This is a genomic window from Plectonema radiosum NIES-515 (genome assembly GCF_025753815.1).
In the GTDB taxonomy this organism is placed as follows: Bacteria; Cyanobacteriota; Cyanobacteriia; order Cyanobacteriales; family Nostocaceae; genus Hassallia; species Hassallia radiosum_A.
In genome coordinates this window covers 1-26,330 of sequence record NZ_JAOWRF010000038.1, presented here as the reverse complement: position 1 = coordinate 26,330, position 26,330 = coordinate 1, and the positions used below count along the sequence as shown (strand labels likewise).

Here is a 26,330-nt window from a genome sequence, read left to right as displayed (position 1 = left end):
CCTCCCCCCCTCCTGAGAGCCAAATATATCGAAGATTATCCGGAAGGGCATTATTTGAGTTGGTAGTTAAAATTGTGCCGACAAGAGAGCGCTATGCCTGATAAAAACTTAGACAATACAAATAACTGCATAAACTAATAAAGCAGAACCTACTTACTTATAACAAAAGGTTCAAACCCAAAAATAAAAGGCAATCTAATCATAAATCATCAGGAGATAAATCATGACAAGCTTTACTCAAATCCCATCACCAAACGATTTACTATATCCAATCCGCGAGTGGATGGAATCGAGAGAAATTAATAATCCTAAACTTGCCCATTTCTTGTGTCAACTTATTCCTGCTCAATGTCCTTTTGAAAGAGATATCAAACTATTTGGACGCAAATTATTTCACATTCCCCCAATGTGTAAGTTAAATCCTCTTTATGAGCAAGTGGTTGGTCTGCGTTTCAAAGCTTTGTGTTATCTTGCTGATGAATGCGGTGAAGATGTGACAGCTTATTGCTAAAAGTTCATGTTTATTTTTTTGATGCAAAAGCGAAAACTACATAGTTAATTAACCCTTCAGCCTCAATAAATCATTAGCCAGACTTTGTGCAAACCCGTAAATAATTCAGGCAGCCGACGCAGATATCTTTTAAATTTAACGACCTGAATTTAAAGCCTCACGGTAGCAAGCGGCTTTCCAAGCTTACTAAATTTTGTCTAATACCATATCCGGTAAATTGCCTATATTGTAAAGACCTTACATATAATAGACATCTCCGGAAAAGAATGTAGAGACGCAAAATTTTGCGTCTCTACAAGGATTCTGGTTAACGCATAATTAATTTTTGGAGATGTCTAATATACATCTCCAGAAAAAACGTAGAGAGGTTGCATGTGCTACGTCTAATCAAGGGTTTCGGGCAACGCATAATTAAATTAGGTCGATGTCTAATGTCTCTACAAGGGTTTTGGTGGTCACTCCATTAGACAACTTATTTGAAAATTAAATATGCGTTATCCACAACCCTTGATTAGACAACCTATTTGAAAAAGAATTATTGTGACGTTAAATTTAACGTCTCTTGGGGTTTTGGACAACGCATAGTTCATTTATGGAGATGTCTATTACACATCTCCGAAAAACAATGTAGAGACGTGAAATTTCACGTCTCTACAAGGGTTTTGGACAACGCATAGTTCATTTATGGAGATGTCTATTAGATAGCGGTCGCTGACCGAGAAAGTCTGAGAGGGATGTAATGGGGAAACGCGATCGCAATTGCGTGTCTTAATTCAACATTTCCCCTTTTTCCTTTCCCCTTTCCCCCTGCCTTGGTAATATAACAATATTCGAGTTTGGTGGGTGAGGGCTTTTGGTATTGCACCGAGGAGTCCCCAATCCCCAATTCAAAATAAAAAAATAACCTCCGGTTCTTGGCATCTATTATCGCTACGTCCCACAAAACGCTGACACTGGAACGAACTTAAACCTGGAGGACTCCTGCTGTTCTAGTTGAATGCAATTACCTATGTGTCAGTTTCTCTTAATTTGGCATTTTTTATTTTAAATTTTTAATTGCCCATGCTCACTTGTACGCAACGCAAACCTTCAAATCCTGATGCAGCAGTCACCTTAACTCTTGCACTCACAGCAGAAGAACGCACTCGCAGTCGTCATCGCTTTGAAATAGATGGACAAGCTGTGTTTTTGCGTTTACCCAGAGGAACAGTGTTACATGATGGGGATATTCTTGAAGATGAAACAAACAGCAATTTAGTCAGAATTGCTGCCAAACCCGAACCTGTTTTAACTGCACTTGCCGAAACACCGTTATTATTATTACGGGCAGTATATCATTTAGGAAATCGTCATGTACCATGTGAAATAACTGCAAGTTATTTACGCTTCTTGCCCGATTCTGTTTTACGCTCAATGTTGGAACAATTGGGGCTAAAAATCAAAGAGGAAGTTTTACCTTTTCAGCCAGAAATGGGTGCTTATGGACACACTCACTGAAAGCAATCTTTTATGTCTTTTACAGTTAGCGAGTCCGGCTTTACCTGTGGGAGCATATAGTTATTCTGAAGGCTTGGAAACCCTGGTAGAAAATAACGTTATTAATAATCAAGAAGGTTTACAGCATTGGTTAGAAGCCGAATTGCGTTATGGGGCAATTCGGTTAGAAGCGGCAGTGATGGTAAGAGCGCATAATTGTGTAAAAATGAATGACTTAGAAGCTCTATCTCGTTGGAATATGTGGTTATCTGCGGCTCGCGAAACTGAAGAATTACGCAACTCTAGTTTACAAATGGGGCGATCGCTTATCCAATTATTTGGCAAACTAGAACCTCAGATCAAGCCTTTGGCTGATGCTGTGGGTAATTATTGTAATTATGCGATCGCTTTCGGCATTGCCGCTGCTTACTGGGATATCAATATTCAAGCCGCAATATTAGGATATCTACATAGCTGGGTAAGTAATTTAATTACCGCTGGGGTGAAACTTATACCTTTAGGACAAACAGGGGGACAGTTGTTATTAGTGAAGTTACAACCACTAATTAACGATGCAACAGCCTCCATTCTCGCCTTAGAAGATGATAACCTTAGTTGTTGTAGTTGGGGTCTATCTTTAGCAAGCATGGCGCATGAAACGCAGTATACACGATTATTTCGCAGTTAAACATGTAGGGTGCCCTCCCCTAACTAACAACCAACAATCAATAAATAATGAACCCATTTCGCGTAGGTGTAGCAGGTCCTGTAGGATCGGGAAAGACGGCTTTGGTGGATGCATTGTGTAAGGCAATGCGTGAAAAATATAATATTGCCGTCGTGACAAATGATATCTATACTCAGGAGGATGCACAATTTTTGGTGCGTTCTCAAGCCTTAAGTGGCGATCGCATTTTGGGTGTAGAAACTGGTGGTTGTCCTCACACAGCTATTCGCGAAGATGCTTCGATGAATTTAGCCGCAATTGAACAGTTAGAAGTGCGTTTTCCCGATTTAAATTTGGTCTTTTTAGAAAGCGGTGGCGATAATTTGGCGGCTACTTTTAGCCCCGAATTGGTAGATTTAACTATTTACGTTATTGATGTTGCCGCTGGTGATAAAATTCCTCGTAAAGGTGGTCCCGGAATTACGAAATCTGATTTATTAGTGATAAATAAAATCGATTTGGCTCCTTATGTTGGTGCAGATTTAAATGTTATGGAAGGCGATGCTAAAAAAATGCGTGGTGAAAAACCTTTTATTTTTACTAATTTGAAAACCCAATCCGGATTAGCAGATATAATTAAGTTTGTATCCACTAATATTTGTTAATAAGTCAATGCGCTACATGCAATATAAGGACAAAAAGGGTAAGGCTAAGTAAGTTTTACCCTTTACCCTTTAACCTAACAAATTGTTAGCATCTTTCAAGCCAGTCATATCTAATAGACATAGGAGTGGAAAAGAATGTAGAAACGCGACCGGTCGCGTCTCTACAAGGGTTTTGGTTGATGCACATTTAATTTTCGGAGATGTCTAATAGACAACCGATGTGAAAATTAACTATGCGTTACCCAAACCCCAAGAGACGTAGCATTGCTACGTCTCTACATCTTTTCTACCAGATGTCTAATGCAGCAGCGTTCTTAACGAAGACCTGAATACTCGTAGGCACCTAGATCAAGTCCAGCACCTTGGTTTCGTGGCTTGCCATCCATATCGATCTGTGCATACTGACCAATTTCTAGAGAGCCAATATCAATTGCCCTCGATGCAGATGTGAGATGGAAATCATTGCCATCTAAACTGACAAACTCAACTGACTTAACCGTAGTGTTGTTACTAGCTTTCAGGTTCCCAAGTCCACTCCCACCATCGTAGAGTCTCTCAAACTTATCCGAGAATAAGTTGTTGTCTAAGGTTACGTTGTCCACATCTTCGATAATCCCATTCCGGTAGGCACTATCGCTAAAGATATTGTTGCGAACCAGAATGTCATGACTTTTATAACCCCCAAGATAATCTATACCATCAATGAAAATTTCTTGGACATTCTTGACAAGGGTATTGTTGACAATCTCAACGTTACGAACATTACTGTTAACCCCAATTCCTTGACCACCATTGACTCCCCGTATTCCATTGTTATAGACAACGTTGTTGTAGATTCGGATATTAGATACATCCCCTTGATTAGGAACTTCATCTGCAATCACAATTGCATCAGCAGTGTTATTGAAGACAACATTGTCATAGACATCAATGTTAAACATATCAGCACGGTTGCCATCAAGGTAGATGGCTGGACCACCGTTGTAGCCCCTAATAAATGTCCCAGAGACCAGTGCTTGACCAGTTACAATGTTGCCGTGAATGGAGCCATTACGGGAACCTACTTTGGCATCGATGCCTTCGCGGCTACCCTCTTTGAGAGTATTATTGGCTACCTCAAACCCATCGACACCCCAGATGCTCAGTGCTTCCTGCGTCCCATTTTCGTCACCGTTGCCCTGCCATCTCCAGTTGGCTCGTTCAACGGTATTGTTGAGGATCTTGATATTTTTATTGGTAATCTCCCTTTCCCCACCATCATAGTAGGTTTCAGGCAGCACGATGATACCTGAAGCACCGGTCTCATAGGTATGGTTGTTTTGGACAATCATATTGTTGGCATCACGCAGAGAAATTCCAGCCCAGGAAGTGTTCTCAATGCGGAAGCCATCGATGTTCCAATAGCCCTTGTTAGCTGACTGGATAACTCCTTCCCGGAAGCCACCGACGATAGGATCAGGGTCGCGTAATGTAACGTTACCATTGGCTTTGAGTGTGATATAACCCGACTCACTATTACCAGATTTACCAAGGGTGATTAGCTCAGTGTAAGTACCAGGCTGAACCAGGATAGTATCACCTGCCTTGACGATATCTTTATTAACCGCATAGTTAACAGTTTTCCAAGGCTGATCGCTTGTACCTGGATTGTCATCACTACCATTTGTTGAAACATAGTAGGCAGCCCCAGAGTTATTGACTGGAGAAGCTATGGATACAGGTGTCAGCGTTGAGCTGCTTGCTCCATTCATAGTTTGAATGGGGTCTACTAGAGGGTTAGACGAATTGGTGATAGCATCCACCAAGACATTTGCTTCAAGCCCACAAGATTCTCTAAAGTTCATGCTTTGCCTCGATCAAGTTCTTTGTTAACGTCGTAACTGGAAATGACGCATCGGAAAGGCAGGACCCTGTTTAGAGCAATCAGAAAAGCCCTAAAAGCTCTATGAGCTTTGGTTATTGTTGGAGCGATCGCACTTTTGACTTTAAGCTTTATGACCAGAAGCATTTCTTTTGGTCATAAAATTCAAAGTTCGTAAAATTCAAATCACTCTGCGGTAAGAATTAGGTAAATGCTTGATTAGTTCTAGGCTTAACCATTGCTTTTGAACCTATAGACATAATTTGGCTGAAGCACCCTAGAAATTAAAAGGAATTTCTTTTCCCTGTTGATTGTATGGGAACTTACGCTAAACGTCACTAGCAAGTGAGAATTTTTTAGTTCCTCCCATCTCGAAAACCGCCTGTAGACTGTATTTACGCATTCGCAGAAAATTTATGCATTTTGGAAAGTCTGGTTTTTACTGTATGATTTCATACTAATTTGTCTCATATACAGGCATTAGATAAAGACTGCTGCTGTCGTTGAGTCCTGCATGGGCGTACTGTTGTCACGAATGATATCTATCCTTAGGAGGATGCACATTTTTTGGTGCTTTTTCATGCTTTGAGTGGCGATCGCATTTTGGGTGTAGAAACTGATGGTTGTCCCCACACAGCTATTTGCGAAGATGCTTCGATGAATTTAGCCGCAATTGAACAGCTAGATGCTAAAAAAATGCGTGGTGAAAAACCTTTTATTTTCACTAATTTGAAAATAAAACAATAATTTTCAGACGTAATTGAGTTTGTTTATCAAAAGATTTTTTAATTTATAATTATGAATAGCATTAATAGATAAAATGCTAGGCATTGCCCACTATATATTAATCATATGATGTCGGGTGTTGGAACACCTATCGTAGAGACGTTCCACCGGAACGTCTCTACGACGTTTGCGGCTTTTGCGTGAAAATCAGTCAGTTCCACTCCAACTCCAAGTAGGATTTCCAGCGGTAACACCTTTTTTTGTAATTACAGGAAAGAAGTTATTAGCATCTTGTAAACCCGTCATATCCAAAATTAAAAATACTTTACCACCAGTAAAACGCACGCGGAGATGGAAGTCATAATTTTTATCTTCACTACCAGATTTGATGATACTACCAGCAGCGATACATTTACTAAATGCAGGCTTGAGATTTCCTACCCAAGTTACGCTAAAAGGGTCAGTATTAGAAATGGTAAAAGCTTCAGCGAAAGAACTTAATTTTGCTGAACCGTTAATAGTGTACCCTCCTTCGTAGTAAGGCGCGTTTTGTTCTGTCACAATCACCTTTTGCGGACAGTTTGCGGCTGGTGTATTTGATGATTTGTAAACGCTAAGTTCAACTTGGGCTGCGTTAGCTGATAATGCTGAAAAAAGAGGAATACCTGTGGAAAGCGAGTAGACGATACTCCTTTGGAGTCGCTTTGCGATACTCCTTTGGAGTCGCTTTGCGATACTCCTTTGGAGTCGCTTTGCGATACTCCTTTGGAGTCGCTCCGCGATACTCCTTTGGAGTCGCTCCGCGATACTCCTTTGGAGTCGCTCCGCGATCGCACTTCTTAAACAAAGGATAAAATACTTATTTTTCATTTGATTTTTTACTTTTTTATTCTTCAATTAACCAAAGGCAAAATTATATAGTATTACAAAGTTAATTATCGGAATAATCATCAACAAAATTAACCACGGATTCTTGCCAAGCTTTTTCACAATATTCACAAATGCTACGATCAGGAAAATCAAAGCAACAAAATTCACCAAAGGAATGAAAATTCCAATAGTCCACCAAGGTGACTGATCTCCTGCTTTGTACATTATCCAGTTATTTAAAATTGGAACCCAAGCAAACCAAGCGTTTGGTTCTCCTAGCTTCTGGTAGATTTTATAGAAGCAGTAAGAACCAAAAATATAAGCAGCAAGTCCAAAAATAAAGCTAAAGAAACTTCCACCAGCGCTATCAGAACTTTGGTTACTTTGAGCAAGAAGATAGACGGAACTCCAATCAGAAGTTAGAAAAACCATTTTTATCCTCGCAAAAACTAAAAATGAATAATTTGTATCTTTCTAACTTGAGATTGACTGTTAATGTGCTAATTTAAACAAAAATTAGCTTTTGTGTAACTCAAATGATACATTTTTGGTAGTTTGAGCTACAAATTAACCAAGCCGGATAAAAAATGAGTTGGTAGACATCAAACCCGCTATCCTAAGCAATAATACTGAGCAAGCAGAAAGCGCGGCAATGACTCACCACATTTTAAAAGCTACCAAGGAAACCGTTCATCTGGGTGGTTTCTCTCAACAGCTAGAACCAGCATTGACTGTAGATTCTGGGGATACGGTTGATGTGGAAACTTACACTGGTTACTACATTTACGACAAAGCACCATCGGAGTTTCTGACGCCAGAATTTGTTGACATTTGCGAAAATCTTGCCCCAGAACGCAAAGTTGGTGGGGGACCGCATTTACTCACCGGACCAATTTATGTGCGGGGCGCGTCAGTGGGGGACGTTTTGGAGGTAAAATTAAAGGCAATTAAACCGAGTTTACCTGTTGGTTTTAATGCGATTCGTACAGGTTGGGGAGTTTTACCACACCAGTTTACTCAACCTGCTCTGAGATTCATTTCTCTCGATTTAGAAAATAATATCGCTGAATTTCCTACGGGTAGTAACATTAAAATTCCCCTCAAACCCTTTTTTGGTATTCTTGGTGTGGCTACTCCCGAAACGTCGCGAAATTCAATTCCTCCTGGTTGCTATGGGGGTAATATCGATAACCGCGAATTGCAAATTGATTCTAGAGTATTTTTGCCAATTTTTGTGACTGGTGGATTATTTTCTATTGGTGATGGACATTCCGCACAAGGAGACGGTGAAGTTAATGTTACCGCGATTGAAACTTCGATGAACGGTACTATAGAACTCAAACTTCGCAAAGATTTGCAACTGACAACACCCATTGCCGAAACTCCTACCGATATCATTACAATGGGGTTTGGTCAAACTTTAGATGAAGCTTTAGAATTTGCTGTAAAAAACATGATTAATTTTCTGGAACGCTTTGCAAATTTATCGCCAGAAGATGCTTATGTATTGTGTAGTATATCTGTGAATTTCCGCATTACTCAAGTTGTTAACAGTCCCCAAAAAGGCGTTCACGGAATGCTACCAAAGTCAATATTTACAAAGCAAATTAGTTTATAATTAACTATTTACCAACGCTTTTTATGTCTAACATAATCATTCAAATGCTGCTAATTGGGCTAGTTGCTGGCGTTGCTGGTGGTATGTTTGGTATCGGTGGTGGTGCAATTATGGTACCGACAATGGTCTTGCTAATTGGTATGGATCAGAAGTTTGCCACTGGCACTTCAGTTGCTGCTCAAATATTGCCAATCGGCATTTTAGCAGCAATTGTTTATTATCGCAACGGTAATGTCAATATCAAATATGCTGTATTTATTGCAGTTGGTCTAATAGTTGGTAATTTCTTTGGAGCGCTGTTTGCCAATCAACCGTTTATTAGCAGTGAAATGATGAAGAAGCTATACGGTATCTTTTTATTAGTGATTGGTTGTAGATATTTGTTTTTCCGGTAGAAAGTGGTAAAAATACCAATTTTTTTTGTAGGTAAGGTTGTTGACTTTACCTACATTGTTTAAGTTGTGAGCTAGGCGATCGCTTATTTTTCCGGATGAATGCAATTTGCAAAACATAGTATCACCATCTAATCAAAATTTAGTATAATCGAAATCATTATTATCAAAATTTTTAAGTAAGTTGCCCACCACAACAAACAAGCAAAATCAGGCAAATAGATGATTGTATATTTGGCGTTGTTGCTAACAATAAAAAATCTTTTTGAATATGGATCGTCGTAACTTTCTTCATTATGCCACTTTATCAGGGGTTGGCTTTACCATTGCTGGCTGTACTGGCAGAAAATCCAATCAAGAGGGTAAGGTGTCTACTACAGCATCACCTTTAGGGGCAAATGAACCTCTCAAGGTAGGATTTATATATGTTGAACCTGTCAAAGATTTTGGCTGGACTTATGCCCACGATTTAGGTCGTAGAGAATTGCAGGCTAATTTACAGGATAAGGTGAAAACTACCTTTGTAGAAAATGTCAGCGAAGGTGCTGATGCTGAAAGGGTAATTCGTCAACTAGCTTTAGATGGAAACAAGTTGATTTTTATAACTTCTTTTAGCTTGATGAACCCGACAATCAAAGTCGCAAAAGACTTTCCGAAAGTTTTCTTTGAACATTGTACTGGATACAAACGCGCTGTGAATGTCGGCACTTATTTAGGACGTTTTGAAGAACCGCGATATTTAACTGGAATGATTGCCGGCAAGATGACAAAATCTAATATCATCGGTTTTATTGGTGCATATCCAATTCCCGAAGTAATTCGCGGGATTGGTGCTTTCACTCAAGGAGTACGGTCAACTAATCCCAAAGCACAAGTTAAAGTAATTTGGGTAAAAAGTTGGTTTGATCCGGCAAAAGAAAGGGAAGCAGCGCAAGCTTTGGTAAATTTAGATGCGGATGTTTTATCACAGCATACTGACTCGGCTGCGGCAATTCAACTAGCAGAAGAAAAGGGTATTTATGCTTTTGGTTACAATACTGACATGAGTAAGTTTGGAACTAAATCACATTTAACATCAGCAATTAATAAGTGGGGTAAATTTTACACTAATAAAGCTTTTTCTGTGATTAATGGAACTTGGAAATCTCAAGATGTTTGGGATGGTATTAGTCAAGAAATGGTAGATATTTCGCCGATGAATCAGGTGATTCCATCTGATGTTCAGCAATTGGTAAATGCAAAGCGTGATGAGTTTATTAAGGGTACGGCACATCCTTTTGATGGTCTGGTGAAAGATCAACAAGGTGTAGTCAGAGTTCCACAAGGTAAGGTGTTGGCTGACAAGGCACAATTGGCTATGGATTGGTATGTTGAAGGTGTTGAGGGGACGCTTCACTTATGATACAGCAGATTTCACTCCTAAGTTCGTACATATATAAAACTGCGGAGTATGCTGGGATAAAGAGCGATCGCATAATTTGCTTAAGTCTACTTATCGCTCGTGGATTACCCGGTTTAGCTGGTGCGTGCTCCCGTCACAGGTCTAATTGGTCAACTACGCCTTACCATTTCTCCCAGTTACGGTTATACTCCCATCATCGCCCCATTCATCGGACGATTAAACCCGTTAGGGATGATTTTATCTAGTTTGTTGATAGCGCTTCTTGATGTAGGCAGCGAATTATTGCAGATTAAACAAAGGACTTGACAACGTTATAGCGAGTTTGTTTCAAGGTATTTTATTTTTATTTCTTTTGGCAGCAGATATGCTAATTTATAACCGACTGGAAATTAGACGATAGGGTTGGATAGTGGGAACTTTTGACAACCAACAACTATCAAGTATCAACCAACACGCAATAACCAATTAATTGTGAGGAGATTTAAGTGTCCGCTAATAAATTATCTAAAGTTGTACTAATAGGAATAATTACTTCCGTTACAGCTGCTGGAAGTTTTGCTTTAAGTTTAGTTGTACCTGCAAGCCAAGTTAATCATCAACTGGCAATTAAAACCCCAGAAAACACAAGTTTAAAAAATCCCAAGCATCAAGAACTTGGGAATTTGGGCAGAGTTATGAGTACATCAGCGCAAGCTGTCGTTCCAAGTACAAATGTGATTTCTGATGTGCCAAAATTATTTCAGGGAACAATTATTTCTCAAGCGAAACTGAAACCAACTGATAAAGTTGTCGCTCTCACCTTTGATGATGGACCTGGACCAAAAAACACGGTACAGGTGTTAGAAATTCTCAAGAAAAACAACGTCAAAGCTACATTTTTTATGGTTGGGGAAATGGTACAAGCGTTTCCCCAAATTGCCAAACAAGTTGCAGATGATGGTCATGTAATTGGTAATCATACATGGCATCATTGGTATCGTCGCATGGATACTGCAACGGCGGCTAAAGAAATTGACCGCACGGCAGATATTATTTATAAAACTACAGGTGAGAAAACCTCTCTATTTCGTCCACCTGGAGGCTTTCTGAATAATGGATTAGTTGCCTACGCCAAAAATCACCATTATGCTGTGATGATGTGGTCTGGTGAGTCAGGTGACGCGGAACGTCGTTCCCCTCAAGTGCCGGGACTGGTAAAGAATGTGATAAAAAGTAGTAAGCCAGGGGCAATTATATTGATGCACGATGGGGGTGGCAACCGTGCCAAAACTGTCAAAGCATTACCACAAATGATTGCCGATTTGAAGGCTCAAGGTTATCGATTTGTGACGATCCCCGAATTATTGGAAATACAAGATAAAGAACAAATGGCAACAGCACCTTCACCAACAGTAACACCTGCGGTTACAGATGAATATCCAAATCCTCAGCCCAATAATTAGTGATACTTTGTAGGAGTGTGGGATGAATTTTGGGCTTCGGAGGAAGTGACCAACGAACGACATTGATTCATACACGTTTGCGGGGGAAACTTCCCCCGCAAAGCTGCTGCCGCAGTTCAATCAGGAATGTTGGTCGGTGAAGAATTGCCATCTTCCGGTCTGTGCTGAGACTCGATATATAGCGATTCCCACATTCATGAGGTACAGAATATTGAATTAACCGCTTCGGAAGACAGATAAATGCCAATGCAATACGGTTCGCTCGTCTGATTTTTCGTGGTGATTTAGGGTATGTAGAGACGCGATATATCGCGTCTCTACAAGGTTTTTGGTTTATCAAATATTTCTTATCCGAACCGTATTGAATGCCAATGGACGCAGATAAATTTGTCCCTCAGCAGACTAGGAAAGGCTATAGTATGGGGAATAGCGATCGCTTGATTTCGTGCTGTGCTAACAATTACCATCGGTGCGAATCAAGTCGCTACCAGTTGAGCTTTAAAAATTAAATAAGTAATGACAACGCTAAAACTTTTATTGAAGAAAGGTGAGGTCAAAATCTCTTATTGCGATATCGCTAAAAAATATGAATTCATTTTTGCACATATATAGAGTCTTTCAAGTAGAGGCTTCAATCTATGATGCAATTGAAGATTTAAAAATATCACTTAATAATCGGATTGCTTGAAACGAGCGCAAATTTGATGTAAATGGTGCAATTTACAACGAACTTAGGCAGAAGGTTGATTACTTTATAAATACTTGAGACGAGAAAATTGCTCGTAAATCTAATCGGTTTTTTGACGAAATTAAACAGTTAAAGCTGAAACAGAAGTATAAATAAAAAATATATGAGAGCTAACCAATGCTGTCAAAGTTAAATGTTAGGTCTGTGGTTGTAATTATTTTGGTAATTGGAGATGAATGTGTTGACGATCGCGGACGATAAGTTCAGTCCAAATGAATGGGGACTTGACTCCCGGTCGGCATCGGTAGGTATCTCGGTCAAATGTTGCCGGAAGGGACTAAAGGCTCTACTGAAGATTCAGAGTAGTGACTAATTAAAAGAGTTGCTTTACGATTAAATTATATAAAACTCATGCTTCCTATAATTTCAAGGAATTCAAGTTAAAAACTGAAAAATTCCTTGAAATTATATCTTGCATTCAGCTAATTATATTTGCTTGGTGGTGGTGCAAAACATGAGTTAAAAACTTAAGCTGAGTATACTTACTATGAAAAGTCTGATTTCTTCTAATTGGTTGCGTACCTTAAAAGTATTTATTGCTGGTGCTGCATTGACTTTAACTTTTGTTAATGCTGAAGCAGCTCAAGTGTGGGCAAAACCAAAAAGGCAAATAATTGCTGAACAAATCCAAACTCTACAACAATCTAATCAGCGCTGGATTCAAATTAACCTCTCAAAGCAACGTTTAACAGCTTGGGAAGGAGCAACACCGATGTATGCTATTGCTATTTCCACAGGCAAAAAATCTACCCCCACTCGCACAGGTACTTTTAAGATTCAATCCAAACACAGAAAAATCAGAATGCGTGGTGATAATTACGATGTTCCAAACGTTCCCTATGCAATGTTTTATGATGGCAGCTATGGAATTCATGGTGCAGATTGGCATCGAAATTTTGGTACTCCAGTCAGTCATGGGTGTATAAATGTCGCAGTAAATCACGCTAAATGGTTATTCAATTGGGCAACGGTGGGAACTTCTGTGGTTATACAGAGGTAGGGGGGAGGGGGAGGGAGGACAGGGGGACAAGGGGACAAGGGGGACAAGGGGGAAATCTGCTTTTTCCCCATTCCCTATTCCCCATTCCCTATTCCCCATTCCCTATTCCCCATTCCCTATTGTTTTTAACTCAATTGCACGACTAATTGATTTTCTAAGAGAGTTTCATGTGTAAATAAGTCTTCAACTGTGATTCGTAAAAAGCGCTGCCCATCGACTTGAAAAAGAATTTTGATGCGATCGCTTCCAGGATATCCTGGGGGGGTAAGTTGGGCTATTGTTCTGGCACCATCTTTGTCGTTGAGGGGTTGGACGGTTGTTCCTATGTTATCTTGACGACGGGTAATTAAGCGATCGCCATCAAAAAAAACTTCAGTACCGCCTTTTTCCGCTCCCAATTCCCCCATAATTAATTCTATGCTGGGCTGATTTTCTACGGAAGCGCCTAAAACTAATTCTACTGCTTGACTCATCGGGTAAGGCTGCCCCTCTTTAATGATAGGATGCCAGCTATGGCGTTTGTTGCGCCGATCCCAATAGCGGATACCGTAGCTGTGGTAAAGAAAATCTTTGATTTCTACACCTTGGGCTAATTGTAAAGCACCTTGAGCGATCGCTTCAAAAGGACGTTCGCAACGAATTTTATCTTCGCTAAAATACTGCTTTACCCAAGTTTGCACTGCTGGTAATTGTACTGTTCCACCAACTAATAAAACTGCATTTATATCGGCAATTTCTATTCCCTGACGTCGTGCTTGCTGTAACAGTGTCGTCATCGATTCATTTAATAACTCAAAAAACGAATGTTCTTTGAGAATATTTTCTAAAGTATCGCGATTTAGTTCTAATTCGTAACTTTCAAATGTCTCATCATCGAAATAAACTTCGCTTCCTTGAGTTTGGGTTGAAAGCTGAATTTTTATCCTTTCTGCTAATCGCGTTGTCAAAGGACTTACCGCTAATCCTTGAGTTTTGGCAAAGTAATCTACTAACCAATTATCAATATCAGTTCCCCCTAGATTTTGCCCTGTTTTCGCCAGGACGCGGGCAGTTTTGACTTTTTGTTTTGAATCTTCGGCTAAAGATTTATTACCCCATTTCAACAGAAAACCGACTGGTTTCTGGGTTCTTTGTATGCTTTTATCTAACTGTACCAAAGATAAATCTAAAGTTCCCCCACCAAAGTCAATTACCAAAAGAATTTCTTCATCTACCATCCCATAACCCAAAGCTGCGGCTGTGGGTTCATCTAGCATTCGCACAGATTCGACGGGAAGGGCTTGACAAACTTTTCCTAACCAATGACGATAAGCTTCAAAGCTATCTACGGGTACGGTTAATATTAAAGAATCTAACCCTCCTTGCATCGCTGCTAATTGAGAAATCACCTGAGAAAGAAACCATTGCCCTACTTGCTCAAAGGTGATATTTTGTCCATCAAGTTCGGGTAAGAAGCCTTGAATTTCTGCACCAATACCGCGTTTAAAGCTGCGAAAAAATCGCGGTTCCTGACTTAAATCGAAACCGCGATCGCGTACTTGTTGTCCGACTAATACTTGTCCAATCGATGCATCTTCAACATAAACCAAGCTGGGAATTAGTGGTGGATTCAGGCTTTGTTTAACTGACAAACCTGGTATATTAATGGTTTCTGCACTGTTGGTGACAGGATTCCAACGAGCAATAACTGTGTTGCTAGTACCAAAATCGATTGCGATCGCCATATTTTCCTAATTATTTCGCGCAAGGGAACTTTTTGCCCCTGTGCTACGAGTGCGTGAGATTATTTTCCCATAACCCACCAACAGCGCAAATGAGCGATCGCTTCTTCTTTGCGTTTTGCTTCAACTTATAAAGTATTTTATCATACATAATATATCAGTAGTAAATTCGCTGTGTTTTCTGGTAGTTCCGACACAAAAGACACACGGCTATGAAATTGCTCCTAAATAGGAGCGATCGCAAACTGTATAGATTTACTAGAAAAATTTTGCATCACAGAATCTGACAAGTAACAATCTATTAACGCCGTCCGGTTGATACCCGCAATTTTCTACAATGAACCAGATAGGTTGAAAAAAGGTTAAGCCAAGCAAATGCCGAAAACCGTTGCCGATGTGATGAGTCGTGACCCGATTGTCGTCCGGTCAGAAACTTCCTTAAATGAAGCGATCCAAATTCTCGCAGAACGTCGCATCAGTGGATTACCTGTTGTAGATGATGTAGGTAAGTTGGTAGGTATTATATCGGAAACGGATTTGATGTGGCAAGAAACTGGTGTAACTCCACCGGCATACATCATGTTTCTTGATAGCGTCATCTATTTAAAAAATCCTGCCACCTACGAACGTGACCTACATAAAGCATTGGGACAAACTGTTGGGGAAGTTATGAGCAAAGATCCCATCACTATTAAGGCAGAAAAAACTTTAGCACAAGCAGCCAGAGTTATGCACGATAAGAAGGTTCACCGCTTGCCAGTACTTGACGAATCAGGTCAAGTAATTGGTATCCTCACCCGTGGTGACATTGTTCGAGCAATGGCAGCAAGTCAAGATTAATTGTTAGTGGTTAATAGTTATCAACTATCGACCATCTACTAATCACTATCGACTTACCAATTACCGTTGTTTTTAAAACATCATTCAATAGTAGGATAAATAAATGAGTATTACTCCTGAGTCTGTCAAGCAAATGCTCAGTTCTGAGGATTTGGGCGATCGCTTGCGTGCGGTTAATCAAATTCGCGGTTTGGAACCTGCGATTGGTTTTGAGTTGGCTCAAAGTGCAGTTACTGACAGTAGTGCCCGTGTGCGGTATTCAGCGGTGAGTCTGTTTGATACTTTGGGCAAACAAGATTTAGAGGCATCTTTGAATATATTGCGCGATCACTTGCTCAACGATCCTGAACCTGATGTGCAAGCTGCCGCTGCTGACTGTTTGGGTGCTCTGAAACTACATGCAGCTTTTGAAGACATGCAACAGGTTTACCACACAACACCGGAATGGCTAGTAAAATTCAGCATCGTTGCCACATTAGGAGAGTTGGGTGATCCGCGAGCGTTTGAGCTGCTCAAAGAAGCCCTTTCCTCAGACAACGACTTAATCAAAACTGCTGCCATTAGTTCTTTTGGCGAATTGGGAGACGCACAAGCAGTTCCCTTATTAGCCCCCTATGCGAGTAATCCAGATTGGCAAGTGCGCTACAGACTAGTGCAATCTTTGAATCTTCTAGGTGGTGTGGATGCCAAATCTATATTAGAAACCTTGGCTACTGATGAAGTAGAAGCGATCGCGATTGAAGCCAAAAAATCTTTGCAGTCAGCTTAAGGCAGCATGAGTTTAGATAATCTCTGCTAACGCAGTACTTTCAAGTCCCCATCTAATAGTAGATGGGGATTTTTTTATGGTTATTGTTGCTCTCTAAATACCGAAAGTCAGTTCAAATCCGCTCCCGTAATAGCTGACAGGCAATGCTTGTTTTCAGCTTGATATTTCCTGCTCATTTTTTCATGAAAAGCTTTTCATTTCTTTGTAAAGAGTCTGCAAAAAGCTGGAAACCATCAGACATTATTTTTACACAATAACCGTATATTGATGTTTGTTTTTTTGTCATTAATCCGTATTTATTCTATTAGGCTTCACATAAGTAAACTGACTAATAAAGTTTATATTAATGTGCCAGTCTACCAGATGACACCTCAGTGAATGCCGAATAACATACGAATATACACGCAGAGAAGGCACAACAAATTAGTTGCCTTAAGCATTAACAATTAGGTGAAATTAAGAGACACAATCATGAAATTTAACAAGATTGCTAAATCACTAACAGTATCCAACCTGGCTAAAGAAATGATGAATTACAAAAAATCCTTCGCTTTTATCAGCTTAATTACAAGTAGCGCTCTGGCTCTTTCTTCTAATCCCGCTCAAGCTTTTAATTTCAACACAAGTACTGATTTGGGAAGCTGCTCTGCTCTAGCCGGTCCTTTCACAAGCAGTGGGTTAAGTTCCACCACTATTAAGCCAAACTGTAAAACTGGTGACGGTTTCACAATTACACCTAATCCTGAAGGTAAAGAACTTCAAGGTAAAAAGGTTAACGGTGTAATTGGTGTAGGTGTATCCGGTAAAAAACCTGTTCGCGATGTTGTTGCTGGTGAAATTAACTACGGAGAGTCGATTGTATTAACTCTTCCGAATCCTAAAGATGTTCTCAAAAATATCGGCTTAAGCTTTTTATACCGACCCGGTGTGTTTGCAGATACAGTATGGGAGGCTGCGAAAATCACAACTAATACTGGACTTGAAGGCATTCTTAAAGTAACAGGTAAAGACACTGCAAGCTGGAGTTTTGCTAGTGGTTTAGTTACAAATCTTAGCCCTTCTAAGGGTAATGGTGGTGGTTATTACGATATTACAAATCCTTTCGGAAATGCCAAATTTGATTTCCTAACCCTCACTCCTTATACCTATGCGTCTGTGGCATCAAATAGTAATGCTAACAGTGACTTTGCCCTCGCTCATGCAGCTGCAAAATCAGTTCCCGAACCAACAACACTTGCTGGTTTAGCTTTAGTTGGTGGATTGTTGCTAGCAACTCGTCGTCGTCAAGCTATCCAATTTTAATTACGAATTGTATAAGTTTGGGTGCATTGTGGCTGGCATGTTTAACTTGCGGCAAAGCAATAAATCATGCCTTACAGCTTTCAATTATCAGTTTTAGCTTTTTCATCCTATCTACAAGTGAGGCTCGAACATTAAAATACATTAATTATATGATTTTCCCAGAAATTTCTTAGGATTTTGCATCTTTTTTATTGAAGTAAGTCGTTTTCCAATGTCTTTTAAATGAGTATAAGAAGTAATTAATTACTTTCCTATACTCATTTTTTCTTGATAATTACAGCAGAATTCCGGTTTAGGAAGTACATATATAAAACCCAAATGTAGAGACTATTCTGTGCTACGTCTCTACATGTATTCGATGAGAGTGCAATAATAGTCTGAATTCTATCCACCAAAGACCTGGGACCAAGTTGTGGATAAAAAAACCGCAACCGCAGCGATCGCTAATATTCCCTGAATCAAATTTCCAATTAACGTTCCTGCGACAATCCCTAAACCAGCTTTCACCGAAGAGAGAAAGTTACGTTGATATATATACTCGCCGATAATTGCACCCAACAACGGTCCTAGTAATATCCCTAACAAGGGACCTCCAAAAGGCAAAGTCGGCAATAATCCAAAAAATCCCAGCAATAAACCAACTACCGCTCCAATTTGTCCATATTTACTAGCACCTGCTTGTTTTGCTCCTAAATAACCTCCTAAAAAATCTACTCCAATACTTAAAACTAAAACAATAACTGTCACAATTAGTGGTATTTTAATCGCTGCGAAGGAACCACTCACAAATCCCCAAATAATAATCGAAATTAAAATTAAACTGGTTCCCGGAATTGCCGGAACCACAGCACCAATGATACCGAAAATCATCACCGCAACAAGTAGCCAATAAATAATTTGCATAAGTTCTAATTTGCATAAGTTGTAATTGGGAATTGGGCATTGGTAATAATTCTTTTTCTAGTCCAAGCGTCCCTAATCCCTAGTTTCCTAAACTAACAGCTAACTTGTCAGCAATACCAGCAATCCATTTTTCATCTTGTTTGGTATAACTGCGAGGAGCATTTGCGGCTAAAATCAAAACTCCTTGATTGCCGATAGGTTGACAAATTACACCTTGAGTGTTTTCTGGCAAATAATCAAATTCAATTTGTCCTGGGTATACTTTTAAAGCAACTAAATAAATTGCTTTTTGGGTTTCTAGCACTCGCTTTAAAATTGGTCCTAGTGTAACTTCCGATTTCGTAGCGAGAATGCCGCGACGCAACAAAACTTTACCTTGAGAGAAAACTACAAGCGATCGCGTGACTGTATTAGTCAACAATAAATGAGATGCCCAAGCTAATTCGGTTTTGACAGCTTCAGGTAAATCCGACGCAAGTATAAAACCTTCTTCACCAATTAATTCTACAGTCTGTGGCGATCGCGGTTGTACCTGCTGCCAAATTAAACCCGTTAAAATTAAAACCGCACTCAAAATTACACCCAGCACATCCCCACGCGATTGAGACTGAGTTAGTTCTGTCGTCAATAAACGGTTAATCAACAAAAGTATAGCGCCTAAACCACCAACAACGATGGGTAGACGCCGCAGAACTCGATTCGGATCGGTAGTCATTGGTCAAAAAGTCAAAAGTCAAACAGTCAAAACTTGTCCCCAAGGAGTCCCCAAGGAGTCCCCCTTGTCCCCCTTCTCCCCCTTGTCTCCCTTGTCCCCCTATCCCCCTATCCCCCTCTCCCTCACTCCTCTCCCGGTTCAATTATCCGTTGAAACAAATAACCAGTACCTCGTGCGGTGAGAATCAACTCTGGGTTACTGGGGTCATCTTCCAATTTTGCCCGCAAACGGGATATATGCACATCAACCACACGGGTATCTACATGACGTTCTGGTGTGTATCCCCACACTTCCTGTAAAATTTCTGAACGAGAAAAAGCTTCTCCAGAGCGACTGACTAACAGCTCTAGTAAGCTAAATTCCATACCTGTCAAGCGAATGCGCTCATCACCTTTGTATACTTGTCGCTTATTAGTATCGATTCTGATATTGGCAACATGTATCACCCCAGAACTGGGAATTCCCGAACCACCTGTTTTGTCTACTCGTCGCAGCACTGAGCGAATGCGAGCTTCTAGTTCTTTAGGAGAAAATGGTTTAACTACATAGTCGTCCGCACCCAACTCTAACCCGGTGATGCGATCGGCGACATCGCCCAAAGCTGTTAGCATAATAATGGGTACATCAGATTCTTTACGTAATTCTTGACATACGCCGTAGCCATCCAGCTTTGGCATCATTACATCCAAAACAACCAAGTCAGGTTCTGCTTTGCGAAAAGTCTCCAAAGCTTCTTCACCGTCCCCTGCTGTCACCACATCGTAGCCAATCATCGAAAGGCGGGTTTCCAAAATTCGACGAATACTAGCTTCATCATCTACTACTAGAATTTTTTCTTTATGACTTTCCAAGTTTTTCAACGCTCCTTAACTAAAATTTTTCAGATTAATTTTTAATACCATAATATTAAGATATCATTACCTGAATTCATTTGGAAAAAGCTAGAACCACTACTATTATTCAACTTTTATCGTCGAAAAAATTAATAAATAATTAAGATTAATTAATAAGATTTAAGAATGGCTAAGTCAAAAAGCGTTTTTGTTTGTAATGAGTGTGGTTCAGAATCACCTCAGTGGTATGGTAAGTGTCCAGCTTGCGGTACTTACAATTCATTAGAAGAGCAGATTACCAAACAGTCCTTAATAGATGTACCTAGTCGGGGGGGAGTAAGTAGTTGGCAAAACAGTTCAAACAACGGCAAATCTGCTGTTAAGACACCGAAAGCACGAGCATCTCTGACTTTTGACCAAATTAGCGATCGCCTTGTAGCACGCTGGGAATCCGGTTACGGAGAACTTGATCGAGTGCTTGGTGGTGGCATAGTTCCCGGTTCGATGGTGTTAATTGGCGGCGATCCGGGAATCGGTAAATCTACGCTACTATTACAAGTATCAAATCAATTAGCCCAAAGATATCGCATCCTCTACATTTCTGGGGAAGAATCAGGACAGCAGATTAAATTAAGAGCTTCTCGCTTAGGTGTATCAAAAGATGCAAATGAAGATGGTGAGGAAAATGACAAAGTTGTAGAAGAAGCACCACAACCAAAAAACTCAGAAAGTATCGGTGCTGATTTATATGTTTTGCCAGAAACAGATTTAGAAGAGATTTTACGGGAGATAGACTCCCTCAAACCAAACGTGGCAGTAATTGATAGTATTCAAACAGTATTTGTTCCCACGTTAACTTCAGCACCAGGTTCAGTAGCGCAAGTACGGGAATGTACTGCCGCATTGATGAAAGTGGCGAAACACGAAGATATTACTATGTTAATTGTGGGACACGTCACCAAAGAAGGAGCGATCGCAGGTCCGAAAGTTTTAGAACACTTAGTAGATACAGTATTGTACTTTGAAGGCGATCGCTTTGCCTCCCATCGACTATTAAGAACAGTCAAAAACCGCTTTGGGGCAACTCACGAAATCGGTATTTTTGAAATGGTGTCACAAGGACTGCGGGAAGTTGCCAACCCCTCAGAATTATTTTTAGGAAATCGCGACGATCCCGCACCTGGTACAGCAATTGTCGTTGCTTGCGAAGGAACTCGCCCAATTGTGGTAGAATTACAAGCTCTGGTAAGTCCTACTAGCTATTCTTCACCGCGTCGATCCACCACCGGCATAGATTACAATCGCTTAGTACAAATACTTGCGGTGTTAGAAAAACGAGTGGGGATTCCCATGTCGAAGTTGGATTCTTACGTTGCTTCTGCGGGTGGGTTGAATGTGGAAGAACCGGCGGTAGATTTAGGAGTAGCGATCGCTATTGTTGCCAGTTTCCGCGATCGCATCGTCGATCCAGGTACAGTGTTGATTGGGGAAGTAGGTTTAGGGGGACAAGTGCGATCGGTTTCCCAAATGGAACTGCGATTGAAAGAAGCTGCGAAATTGGGGTTTAAAAGAGCGATCGTACCCAAAGGGCAAAAATTTCCCGATCTTGATATTGAGATTTTACCAGTTGCCAAAGTAATAGATGCAATTATCGCCGCCATTCCCCAACAAGGATTGACAGAAGAAGATTTGATGCCGGATAAAGATGATGAGTAAAATTTCGCGCAAAGGCGTTAATAAACACTTTACACTTGAATTTTTCTCGTGCTGTTGAAGTGCGATCGCTTTTCAACTTAATCTTATTTAAATTACAAATTCTCCCACACACAAACGCCCATACAGCGGCTTCATGTGCAGTAGTGGTTTACTATTAGACATAGCCGATACACGAAAAAATATTTTATCTTTACTAAGGGATAATACTCGAATTTTAGTATAAAAAGATAGCAGATTATCTGAAAGTTTTATAAATAAGTAACTGGGCGAAATTAAACGTAAAATGCTCTTTTGTTCGTAGTGAGCGGTTTACCGCTCGTCGCTCTTGGATTTTAACGGCTAAAGCCGTTACTACGTTAAGGAGCGTTTATTTATGCCCCGAACGTTCAGGGTAAATGCGGACGTTAGTTGCTTTCATCTGCAATCCGGTCAATTTTAACCCTTCAGATAGACTCGCCATTTAGCAAATATTGTCACAATAATGACGATACGCCTATTTTTGCAGTCATCTTTACCTGACATGTTTTTACTTGCATAAAGCAAACAGCTGGAATATCTGCCAAAATTGCGCTTTAAATTTTGAAATTTAAAATTTGAATTATGGGCTTTGGTATCGGAGATTTATTCTGGATTTTCCTGCTTTTATCCTCCCTGCAACCCATCTGGCAAAAACGTCAGATTGAATATCGTCGCGTCAGTTCTCTCCAACAATTCCAGCAAGAACGCAAAAGCCGAGTGATATTGCTGATTCACCGTCAAGAGTCTATCAGCTTACTGGGAATTCCTATATCGCGCTACATTACCATCGAAGACTCAGAACAGATACTGCGGGCAATTCGTCTCACCCCCCCAGAAGTTCCCATTGACTTAATTTTGCACACTCCTGGTGGTTTGGTTTTAGCAACCGAACAAATCGCTAGAGCCTTAATTCGTCATCAGGCAAAAGTAACTGTTTTTGTACCTCATTATGCCATGAGTGGCGGCACAATGCTTGCCCTCGCTGCGGATGAAATCGTCATGGATGCTAACGCTGTTTTGGGACCAGTCGATCCGCAACTAGGTAACTTTCCGGCTGCGAGTATCTTGAAAGTGTTAGAAGACAAACCCATAAGCGAAATTGACGACCAAACCTTGATTATGGCAGATTTGTCACGCAAAGCAATTCAGCAAGTGCAGCGATTTGTGCGGACTTTGCTGAAAGATAATATCCCCAAGCAGAAAGTTCAGCCAGAAAATATCGAATCGATCATCGATGCCTTAACTACAGGACGTGTTACCCACGACTATCCCATCACAATTGAGGAAGCTACAGAAATGGGGCTGCCCATAACAGTCGGACTGCCCCGTTCAATTTACGATCTCATGGATATGTACCCACAGGCACAAGGCGGACGCCCCAGCGTGCAATACATACCCATGCCTTACAGCGATCGCCGCCCAATTTTACCTGTGCCTAAGGGCAGACCCTTAGAAGAACCCACCCAGATGAAATGAGCCATTGGTGTCATCATTTTTTGCTTGTACCTAAGGTGTAGGTGAAACTGTAGGTGTCGGTGTCACCGTTGGTGAAGATGTTGGTGTTGCCTCAGGTGAAGATGTCGGTGTCACCGTTGGTGTTGGTGTTGGTGTAGTTCTTGTTCTTGGTCTTGTTATCGGTCTTGTAGTTGGTGTTGTTGTCGGTCTTGTAGTTGGTTTTGTTGTCGGTGTCGCTGTGGGTGTCGGGGTTGGTGAGGATGTCGGTGCAGGAGTTGGCTGAGTAGTCGGCTGACCTCCGCTTGTTTTTGCCTCCTCGTTCAGTCTTTGGCGAAATGCTAGATCGGCAATTCCAGTTTCTTTTAGCTGAAGTTTTTTCTGAGCTTCCTTAACTGCCGCTTCCGTCCGCGAACCATAAAACTGATCGCGGGGTAGAGGAGTCTTAGACTTCAATACCGCATTCAAGTTTGCCTGTAAAATTTTAATTATGTTCGCGGCAAAATCTTGAGTTTTCGGTCCTGCTACCCCATCAGCAGGTGTTAATTTGTACCCTGTTTGGAATTCACGAATAGCTTTTTTAGTCTTCGCATCCGTCAAGGGCGTATTTGTTAAGTCAACGCTATAGCCCAATCCCCGCAATACTGCACGAAATTGTTGTGGGCTATAATTACGTTGGCGAGCAGCAGTAGCTGTATCTGAAATTACTACGCTAGCTGCGATCAGGCAGACGACAGCTACGGGAACACTTGATTTTCCAAATCCACACCACATGGTTGAAACTCCTCTTGGTTAAATCAGCTAACTTTCATCCCCCGGCTTCAAGCCGGGGGTTCTCAGCATAGGCACGATAGTCGGGCTGATAGCTGAATCTTAAGTTTATTTAACCTCATTATTAATTATTTTTGATTAAATTAAGTTATGTCTGAGGAAAATAAAGTGAATAGTATAAAGATATTTTCGTCATCTTTCTATAGACGGATTTTAAAATTTAAGTGGATATGTAGTGAAAACACCATAAAACACATAAATTAGAGATGTCATAAAAAATATTTCTAAAATCCACTTATCAGCAAATGGCTCAAATAAACTCGGACAAGCGGCGAAACTTATGGTTTGAGCGCTTAATGGCAATTATTGCTACAGTAAATTTATGCATTTGTTTGTTTGATTTAAGTTATATTCCTTGGCGGGATTTATACTTGCGAAAAGTTCCCCAAATTACCAAGGTTTATGACAAAGTAAAAGGTATTAAACCGCATCGAGAAATAGAAAACTATCTAGAAAATGTCAAGTTACTAGAAGAACAGGTAAGCCAAACAGGGTTAAAGTCAAAAGAAAGTGCAATCCAACTGGAAGAATTGCGCCGTCTGAGCACTGAGATGATAGACGGTAATCCTTTTGGGGCAGTAAATAAGAGTGGAACGCTGGAAAAAATCAAAAATAGAATGCGCGATCGCACATCTGTAAAATCTGCGAAACAAGCCTTTGGCACTTTTTGGAGTCAAGCTTATTTAACTGAAAATGGGTGGAATCAAGAAATTGCTTTTTTCAACCAGAAAATTCAACCTTTAATCGTTACAGGCTACTACCGCACAATCGACGAAAACGGTGAATTTACTAATATTTTGTGGTTAATAGATTTACCCTTTGTGACTTTTTTTGCTTTAGAGTTACTAGCGCGGACTTTTTACATCAGACGGCAAAATCCTGGTTTTAGCTGGTTAGATGCAGTTTTGTGGCGCTGGTACGATTTATTCTTGCTGCTTCCATTCTGGCGATTGTTGCGAATCATACCAGTATTAGTTCGCCTCGATCAAGCGCATTTATTAAATCTACAACCAGTAAGAAAGCAAATTAATCAAGGAGTTGTCGCCAATTTTGCCGAAGAACTCACAGAAATTGTCATAGTCAGGCTAATTAACCAGATTCAAGGATCGATAAAGCAGGGAGACTTGACGCGGTGGCTATTGCAAAAAGAGAATCACTCTGAGTATGTAGATATTAATAATATTAATGAAGTGGAAGCGATCGCAGGTATCTTGATCAAAGCGATCGTTTATCAAGTGCTACCCAAAATTGAACCAGAGATAGTTGCCATATTGCATCACAGTATAGATGGTGCCTTCAATCAATCCCCCATTTATCGCAACCTGCACAACCTCCCCGGAGTGGGACAGATCCAGGCTCAACTGAGTGAACAATTATCAACTCAAATCGCCACAAACCTTTACAAAGCTTTAGTTAGCGCTGTGGAAGATCCAGTAGCCACAAAACTTTCGAGTCAATTACTCGAACGCTTTAGCGAAGCCTTGGGAGCGGAAATGCAGAAAAAACAAGTACTTTCAGAAATTCAAAGCTTACTTTTTGACTTTTTGGAAGAAGTCAAAATCAACTACGTCCAACGCTTGTCCCACGAGGATATAGAGCAAATTATCCAACAAACTCGACAGATGCGATCGCAAGCATCACACACCACAGTAGTCACTAAAAGCTCTGCTCTACTACAAACTAAGAATAAGGCAAGCAGTGAGTAGATGATGAGGAGATGGGGGGAGGGGGAGATGGGGGGAGGGGGAGATGGGGGGAGGGGGGAAAGAAGAATTATTCTCCTTGTCTCCCTTGTCTCCCTTGTCTCCCTTGTCTCCCTTGTCTCCCTTGTCTCCCTTGTCTCCCTTGTCTC

23 protein-coding genes and 1 pseudogene are annotated in these 26,330 nt (G+C 40.6%); 16 read left to right on the top strand and 8 right to left on the bottom strand.

Annotated elements, in window-relative coordinates; translation table 11 throughout:
• The first annotated feature begins 223 nt into the window (after positions 1-223).
• The 4 genes from OGM63_RS02835 to ureG all read left to right on the top strand — a co-directional run bounded on the left by OGM63_RS02835 (position 224) and on the right by ureG (position 3,319).
• A complete protein-coding gene (locus OGM63_RS02835; protein ID WP_263743991.1) occupies positions 224-511 on the top strand; it encodes a Mo-dependent nitrogenase C-terminal domain-containing protein in 288 nt (95 codons plus the stop codon).
• Positions 512-1,573: 1,062 nt separating this feature from the next.
• Positions 1,574-2,008 carry an urease accessory protein UreE gene (gene ureE, locus OGM63_RS02830; RefSeq protein WP_263743990.1) on the top strand — a complete coding sequence of 145 codons (435 nt, stop codon included), beginning with the start codon at positions 1,574-1,576 and terminating at the stop codon, positions 2,006-2,008.
• A complete protein-coding gene (locus OGM63_RS02825) occupies positions 1,992-2,675 on the top strand; it encodes an urease accessory protein UreF (protein WP_263743989.1) in 684 nt (227 codons plus the stop codon). Before ureE ends, OGM63_RS02825 begins: the two co-directional genes overlap by 17 nt.
• Positions 2,676-2,722: 47 nt before the next feature.
• Complete coding sequence (ureG, locus tag OGM63_RS02820; RefSeq protein WP_263743988.1) at positions 2,723-3,319, top strand: urease accessory protein UreG; 597 nt, start codon at positions 2,723-2,725, stop codon at positions 3,317-3,319.
• Between the two features lie 314 nt (positions 3,320-3,633).
• On the opposite strand, the gene OGM63_RS02815 is transcribed toward ureG, so the two are convergent.
• Positions 3,634-5,121, bottom strand: coding sequence for a right-handed parallel beta-helix repeat-containing protein (locus tag OGM63_RS02815; protein ID WP_263743987.1), 1,488 nt, complete (start codon positions 5,119-5,121; stop codon positions 3,634-3,636).
• A 584-nt stretch (positions 5,122-5,705) separates the two neighbouring features.
• On the opposite strand from OGM63_RS02815, the pseudogene OGM63_RS02810 reads away from it, so the two are divergent.
• Positions 5,706-5,873, top strand: a pseudogene (locus tag OGM63_RS02810) (GTP-binding protein); the annotation flags it as partial.
• Between the two features lie 240 nt (positions 5,874-6,113).
• Here the strand turns inward: OGM63_RS02810 and OGM63_RS02805 are convergent.
• Positions 6,114-6,776 carry a hypothetical protein gene (locus tag OGM63_RS02805; RefSeq protein ID WP_263743986.1) on the bottom strand — a complete coding sequence of 221 codons (663 nt, stop codon included), beginning with the start codon at positions 6,774-6,776 and terminating at the stop codon, positions 6,114-6,116.
• Positions 6,777-6,803: 27 nt separating this feature from the next.
• A complete protein-coding gene (locus OGM63_RS02800; protein ID WP_263743985.1) occupies positions 6,804-7,208 on the bottom strand; it encodes a DUF5684 domain-containing protein in 405 nt (134 codons plus the stop codon).
• A gap of 220 nt (positions 7,209-7,428) precedes the next feature.
• Here OGM63_RS02800 and OGM63_RS02795 point away from each other — a divergent pair, with 220 nt between their 5' ends.
• The 5 genes from OGM63_RS02795 (at position 7,429) to OGM63_RS02775 (ending at position 13,378) form a co-directional block, all read left to right on the top strand.
• Positions 7,429-8,394 (top strand): acetamidase/formamidase family protein, encoded by a 966-nt coding sequence (locus OGM63_RS02795; RefSeq protein WP_263743992.1) that lies wholly within the window; start codon positions 7,429-7,431, stop codon positions 8,392-8,394.
• A gap of 23 nt (positions 8,395-8,417) precedes the next feature.
• A complete protein-coding gene (locus OGM63_RS02790) occupies positions 8,418-8,789 on the top strand; it encodes a sulfite exporter TauE/SafE family protein (RefSeq protein ID WP_263743984.1) in 372 nt (123 codons plus the stop codon).
• Positions 8,790-9,057: 268 nt separating this feature from the next.
• Positions 9,058-10,188: a BMP family ABC transporter substrate-binding protein gene (locus OGM63_RS02785; protein WP_263743983.1), complete on the top strand. Its 1,131-nt coding sequence runs from the start codon at positions 9,058-9,060 to the stop codon at positions 10,186-10,188.
• 485 nt (positions 10,189-10,673) lie between these two features.
• Complete coding sequence (locus tag OGM63_RS02780; protein WP_263743982.1) at positions 10,674-11,630, top strand: polysaccharide deacetylase family protein; 957 nt, start codon at positions 10,674-10,676, stop codon at positions 11,628-11,630.
• 1,235 nt (positions 11,631-12,865) lie between these two features.
• On the top strand, positions 12,866-13,378 hold the full coding sequence (locus OGM63_RS02775; RefSeq protein ID WP_263743981.1) for a L,D-transpeptidase: 513 nt from the start codon (positions 12,866-12,868) through the stop codon (positions 13,376-13,378).
• A gap of 125 nt (positions 13,379-13,503) precedes the next feature.
• Here OGM63_RS02775 and OGM63_RS02770 read toward each other — a convergent pair whose 3' ends face one another.
• Complete coding sequence (locus OGM63_RS02770; protein ID WP_263743980.1) at positions 13,504-15,102, bottom strand: Hsp70 family protein; 1,599 nt, start codon at positions 15,100-15,102, stop codon at positions 13,504-13,506.
• Positions 15,103-15,474: 372 nt separating this feature from the next.
• Between OGM63_RS02770 and OGM63_RS02765 the strand changes: the two genes are divergently transcribed.
• The 3 genes from OGM63_RS02765 to OGM63_RS02755 all read left to right on the top strand — a co-directional run bounded on the left by OGM63_RS02765 (position 15,475) and on the right by OGM63_RS02755 (position 18,010).
• Complete coding sequence (locus OGM63_RS02765; protein ID WP_263743979.1) at positions 15,475-15,939, top strand: CBS domain-containing protein; 465 nt, start codon at positions 15,475-15,477, stop codon at positions 15,937-15,939.
• A 103-nt stretch (positions 15,940-16,042) separates the two neighbouring features.
• Positions 16,043-16,708, top strand: coding sequence for a phycobilisome degradation protein NblB (gene nblB / locus OGM63_RS02760; protein ID WP_263743978.1), 666 nt, complete (start codon positions 16,043-16,045; stop codon positions 16,706-16,708).
• A 471-nt stretch (positions 16,709-17,179) separates the two neighbouring features.
• On the top strand, positions 17,180-18,010 hold the full coding sequence (locus OGM63_RS02755; RefSeq protein WP_263743977.1) for a PEP-CTERM sorting domain-containing protein: 831 nt from the start codon (positions 17,180-17,182) through the stop codon (positions 18,008-18,010).
• 384 nt (positions 18,011-18,394) lie between these two features.
• Here the strand turns inward: OGM63_RS02755 and OGM63_RS02750 are convergent, their stop codons facing one another.
• The 3 genes from OGM63_RS02750 to rpaB form a co-directional block, all read right to left on the bottom strand.
• Entirely contained in the window at positions 18,395-18,913 is a 519-nt protein-coding gene (locus OGM63_RS02750) for a DUF456 domain-containing protein (protein WP_263743976.1), read from the bottom strand.
• A gap of 79 nt (positions 18,914-18,992) precedes the next feature.
• Positions 18,993-19,628: a cofactor assembly of complex C subunit B gene (locus OGM63_RS02745; RefSeq protein ID WP_263743975.1), complete on the bottom strand. Its 636-nt coding sequence runs from the start codon at positions 19,626-19,628 to the stop codon at positions 18,993-18,995.
• Positions 19,629-19,750: 122 nt separating this feature from the next.
• Entirely contained in the window at positions 19,751-20,479 is a 729-nt protein-coding gene (rpaB, locus tag OGM63_RS02740) for a response regulator transcription factor RpaB (protein ID WP_263743974.1), read from the bottom strand.
• A 168-nt stretch (positions 20,480-20,647) separates the two neighbouring features.
• Here rpaB and radA point away from each other — a divergent pair, with 168 nt between their 5' ends.
• Both radA and OGM63_RS02730 read left to right on the top strand, forming a co-directional pair.
• Complete coding sequence (gene radA, locus OGM63_RS02735) at positions 20,648-22,177, top strand: DNA repair protein RadA (protein WP_263743973.1); 1,530 nt, start codon at positions 20,648-20,650, stop codon at positions 22,175-22,177.
• 600 nt (positions 22,178-22,777) lie between these two features.
• Positions 22,778-23,671, top strand: coding sequence for an SDH family Clp fold serine proteinase (locus OGM63_RS02730; RefSeq protein ID WP_263743972.1), 894 nt, complete (start codon positions 22,778-22,780; stop codon positions 23,669-23,671).
• Between the two features lie 30 nt (positions 23,672-23,701).
• Here OGM63_RS02730 and OGM63_RS02725 read toward each other — a convergent pair whose 3' ends face one another.
• Positions 23,702-24,421, bottom strand: a complete 720-nt coding sequence (locus OGM63_RS02725; RefSeq protein WP_263743971.1) for a peptidoglycan-binding domain-containing protein — start codon at positions 24,419-24,421, stop codon at positions 23,702-23,704.
• Positions 24,422-24,723: 302 nt separating this feature from the next.
• Between OGM63_RS02725 and OGM63_RS02720 the strand changes: the two genes are divergently transcribed.
• On the top strand, positions 24,724-26,184 hold the full coding sequence (locus OGM63_RS02720; protein WP_263743970.1) for a hypothetical protein: 1,461 nt from the start codon (positions 24,724-24,726) through the stop codon (positions 26,182-26,184).
• The last annotated feature ends 146 nt before the right edge of the window (positions 26,185-26,330 follow it).

What these genes read in the sequence shown, in the direction of transcription:
- OGM63_RS02795 (WP_263743992.1), top strand. Translation starts at nt 7,429, where the DNA reads ATGACTCACCACATTTTAAAAGCTACCAAGGAAACCGTTCATCTGGGT.
- OGM63_RS02800 (WP_263743985.1), bottom strand. Translation starts at nt 7,208, where the DNA reads ATGGTTTTTCTAACTTCTGATTGGAGTTCCGTCTATCTTCTTGCTCAA.
- OGM63_RS02825 (WP_263743989.1), top strand. Translation starts at nt 1,992, where the DNA reads ATGGACACACTCACTGAAAGCAATCTTTTATGTCTTTTACAGTTAGCG.
- OGM63_RS02790 (WP_263743984.1), top strand. Translation starts at nt 8,418, where the DNA reads ATGTCTAACATAATCATTCAAATGCTGCTAATTGGGCTAGTTGCTGGC.
- OGM63_RS02765 (WP_263743979.1), top strand. Translation starts at nt 15,475, where the DNA reads ATGCCGAAAACCGTTGCCGATGTGATGAGTCGTGACCCGATTGTCGTC.
- OGM63_RS02770 (WP_263743980.1), bottom strand. Translation starts at nt 15,102, where the DNA reads ATGGCGATCGCAATCGATTTTGGTACTAGCAACACAGTTATTGCTCGT.
- OGM63_RS02720 (WP_263743970.1), top strand. Translation starts at nt 24,724, where the DNA reads ATGGCTCAAATAAACTCGGACAAGCGGCGAAACTTATGGTTTGAGCGC.
- OGM63_RS02755 (WP_263743977.1), top strand. Translation starts at nt 17,180, where the DNA reads ATGAAATTTAACAAGATTGCTAAATCACTAACAGTATCCAACCTGGCT.
- radA (WP_263743973.1), top strand. Translation starts at nt 20,648, where the DNA reads ATGGCTAAGTCAAAAAGCGTTTTTGTTTGTAATGAGTGTGGTTCAGAA.
- OGM63_RS02785 (WP_263743983.1), top strand. Translation starts at nt 9,058, where the DNA reads ATGGATCGTCGTAACTTTCTTCATTATGCCACTTTATCAGGGGTTGGC.
- OGM63_RS02725 (WP_263743971.1), bottom strand. Translation starts at nt 24,421, where the DNA reads ATGTGGTGTGGATTTGGAAAATCAAGTGTTCCCGTAGCTGTCGTCTGC.
- OGM63_RS02835 (WP_263743991.1), top strand. Translation starts at nt 224, where the DNA reads ATGACAAGCTTTACTCAAATCCCATCACCAAACGATTTACTATATCCA.
- ureG (WP_263743988.1), top strand. Translation starts at nt 2,723, where the DNA reads ATGAACCCATTTCGCGTAGGTGTAGCAGGTCCTGTAGGATCGGGAAAG.
- OGM63_RS02745 (WP_263743975.1), bottom strand. Translation starts at nt 19,628, where the DNA reads ATGACTACCGATCCGAATCGAGTTCTGCGGCGTCTACCCATCGTTGTT.
- nblB (WP_263743978.1), top strand. Translation starts at nt 16,043, where the DNA reads ATGAGTATTACTCCTGAGTCTGTCAAGCAAATGCTCAGTTCTGAGGAT.
- OGM63_RS02730 (WP_263743972.1), top strand. Translation starts at nt 22,778, where the DNA reads ATGGGCTTTGGTATCGGAGATTTATTCTGGATTTTCCTGCTTTTATCC.
- OGM63_RS02805 (WP_263743986.1), bottom strand. Translation starts at nt 6,776, where the DNA reads ATGAAAAATAAGTATTTTATCCTTTGTTTAAGAAGTGCGATCGCGGAG.
- OGM63_RS02775 (WP_263743981.1), top strand. Translation starts at nt 12,866, where the DNA reads ATGAAAAGTCTGATTTCTTCTAATTGGTTGCGTACCTTAAAAGTATTT.
- OGM63_RS02750 (WP_263743976.1), bottom strand. Translation starts at nt 18,913, where the DNA reads ATGCAAATTATTTATTGGCTACTTGTTGCGGTGATGATTTTCGGTATC.
- ureE (WP_263743990.1), top strand. Translation starts at nt 1,574, where the DNA reads ATGCTCACTTGTACGCAACGCAAACCTTCAAATCCTGATGCAGCAGTC.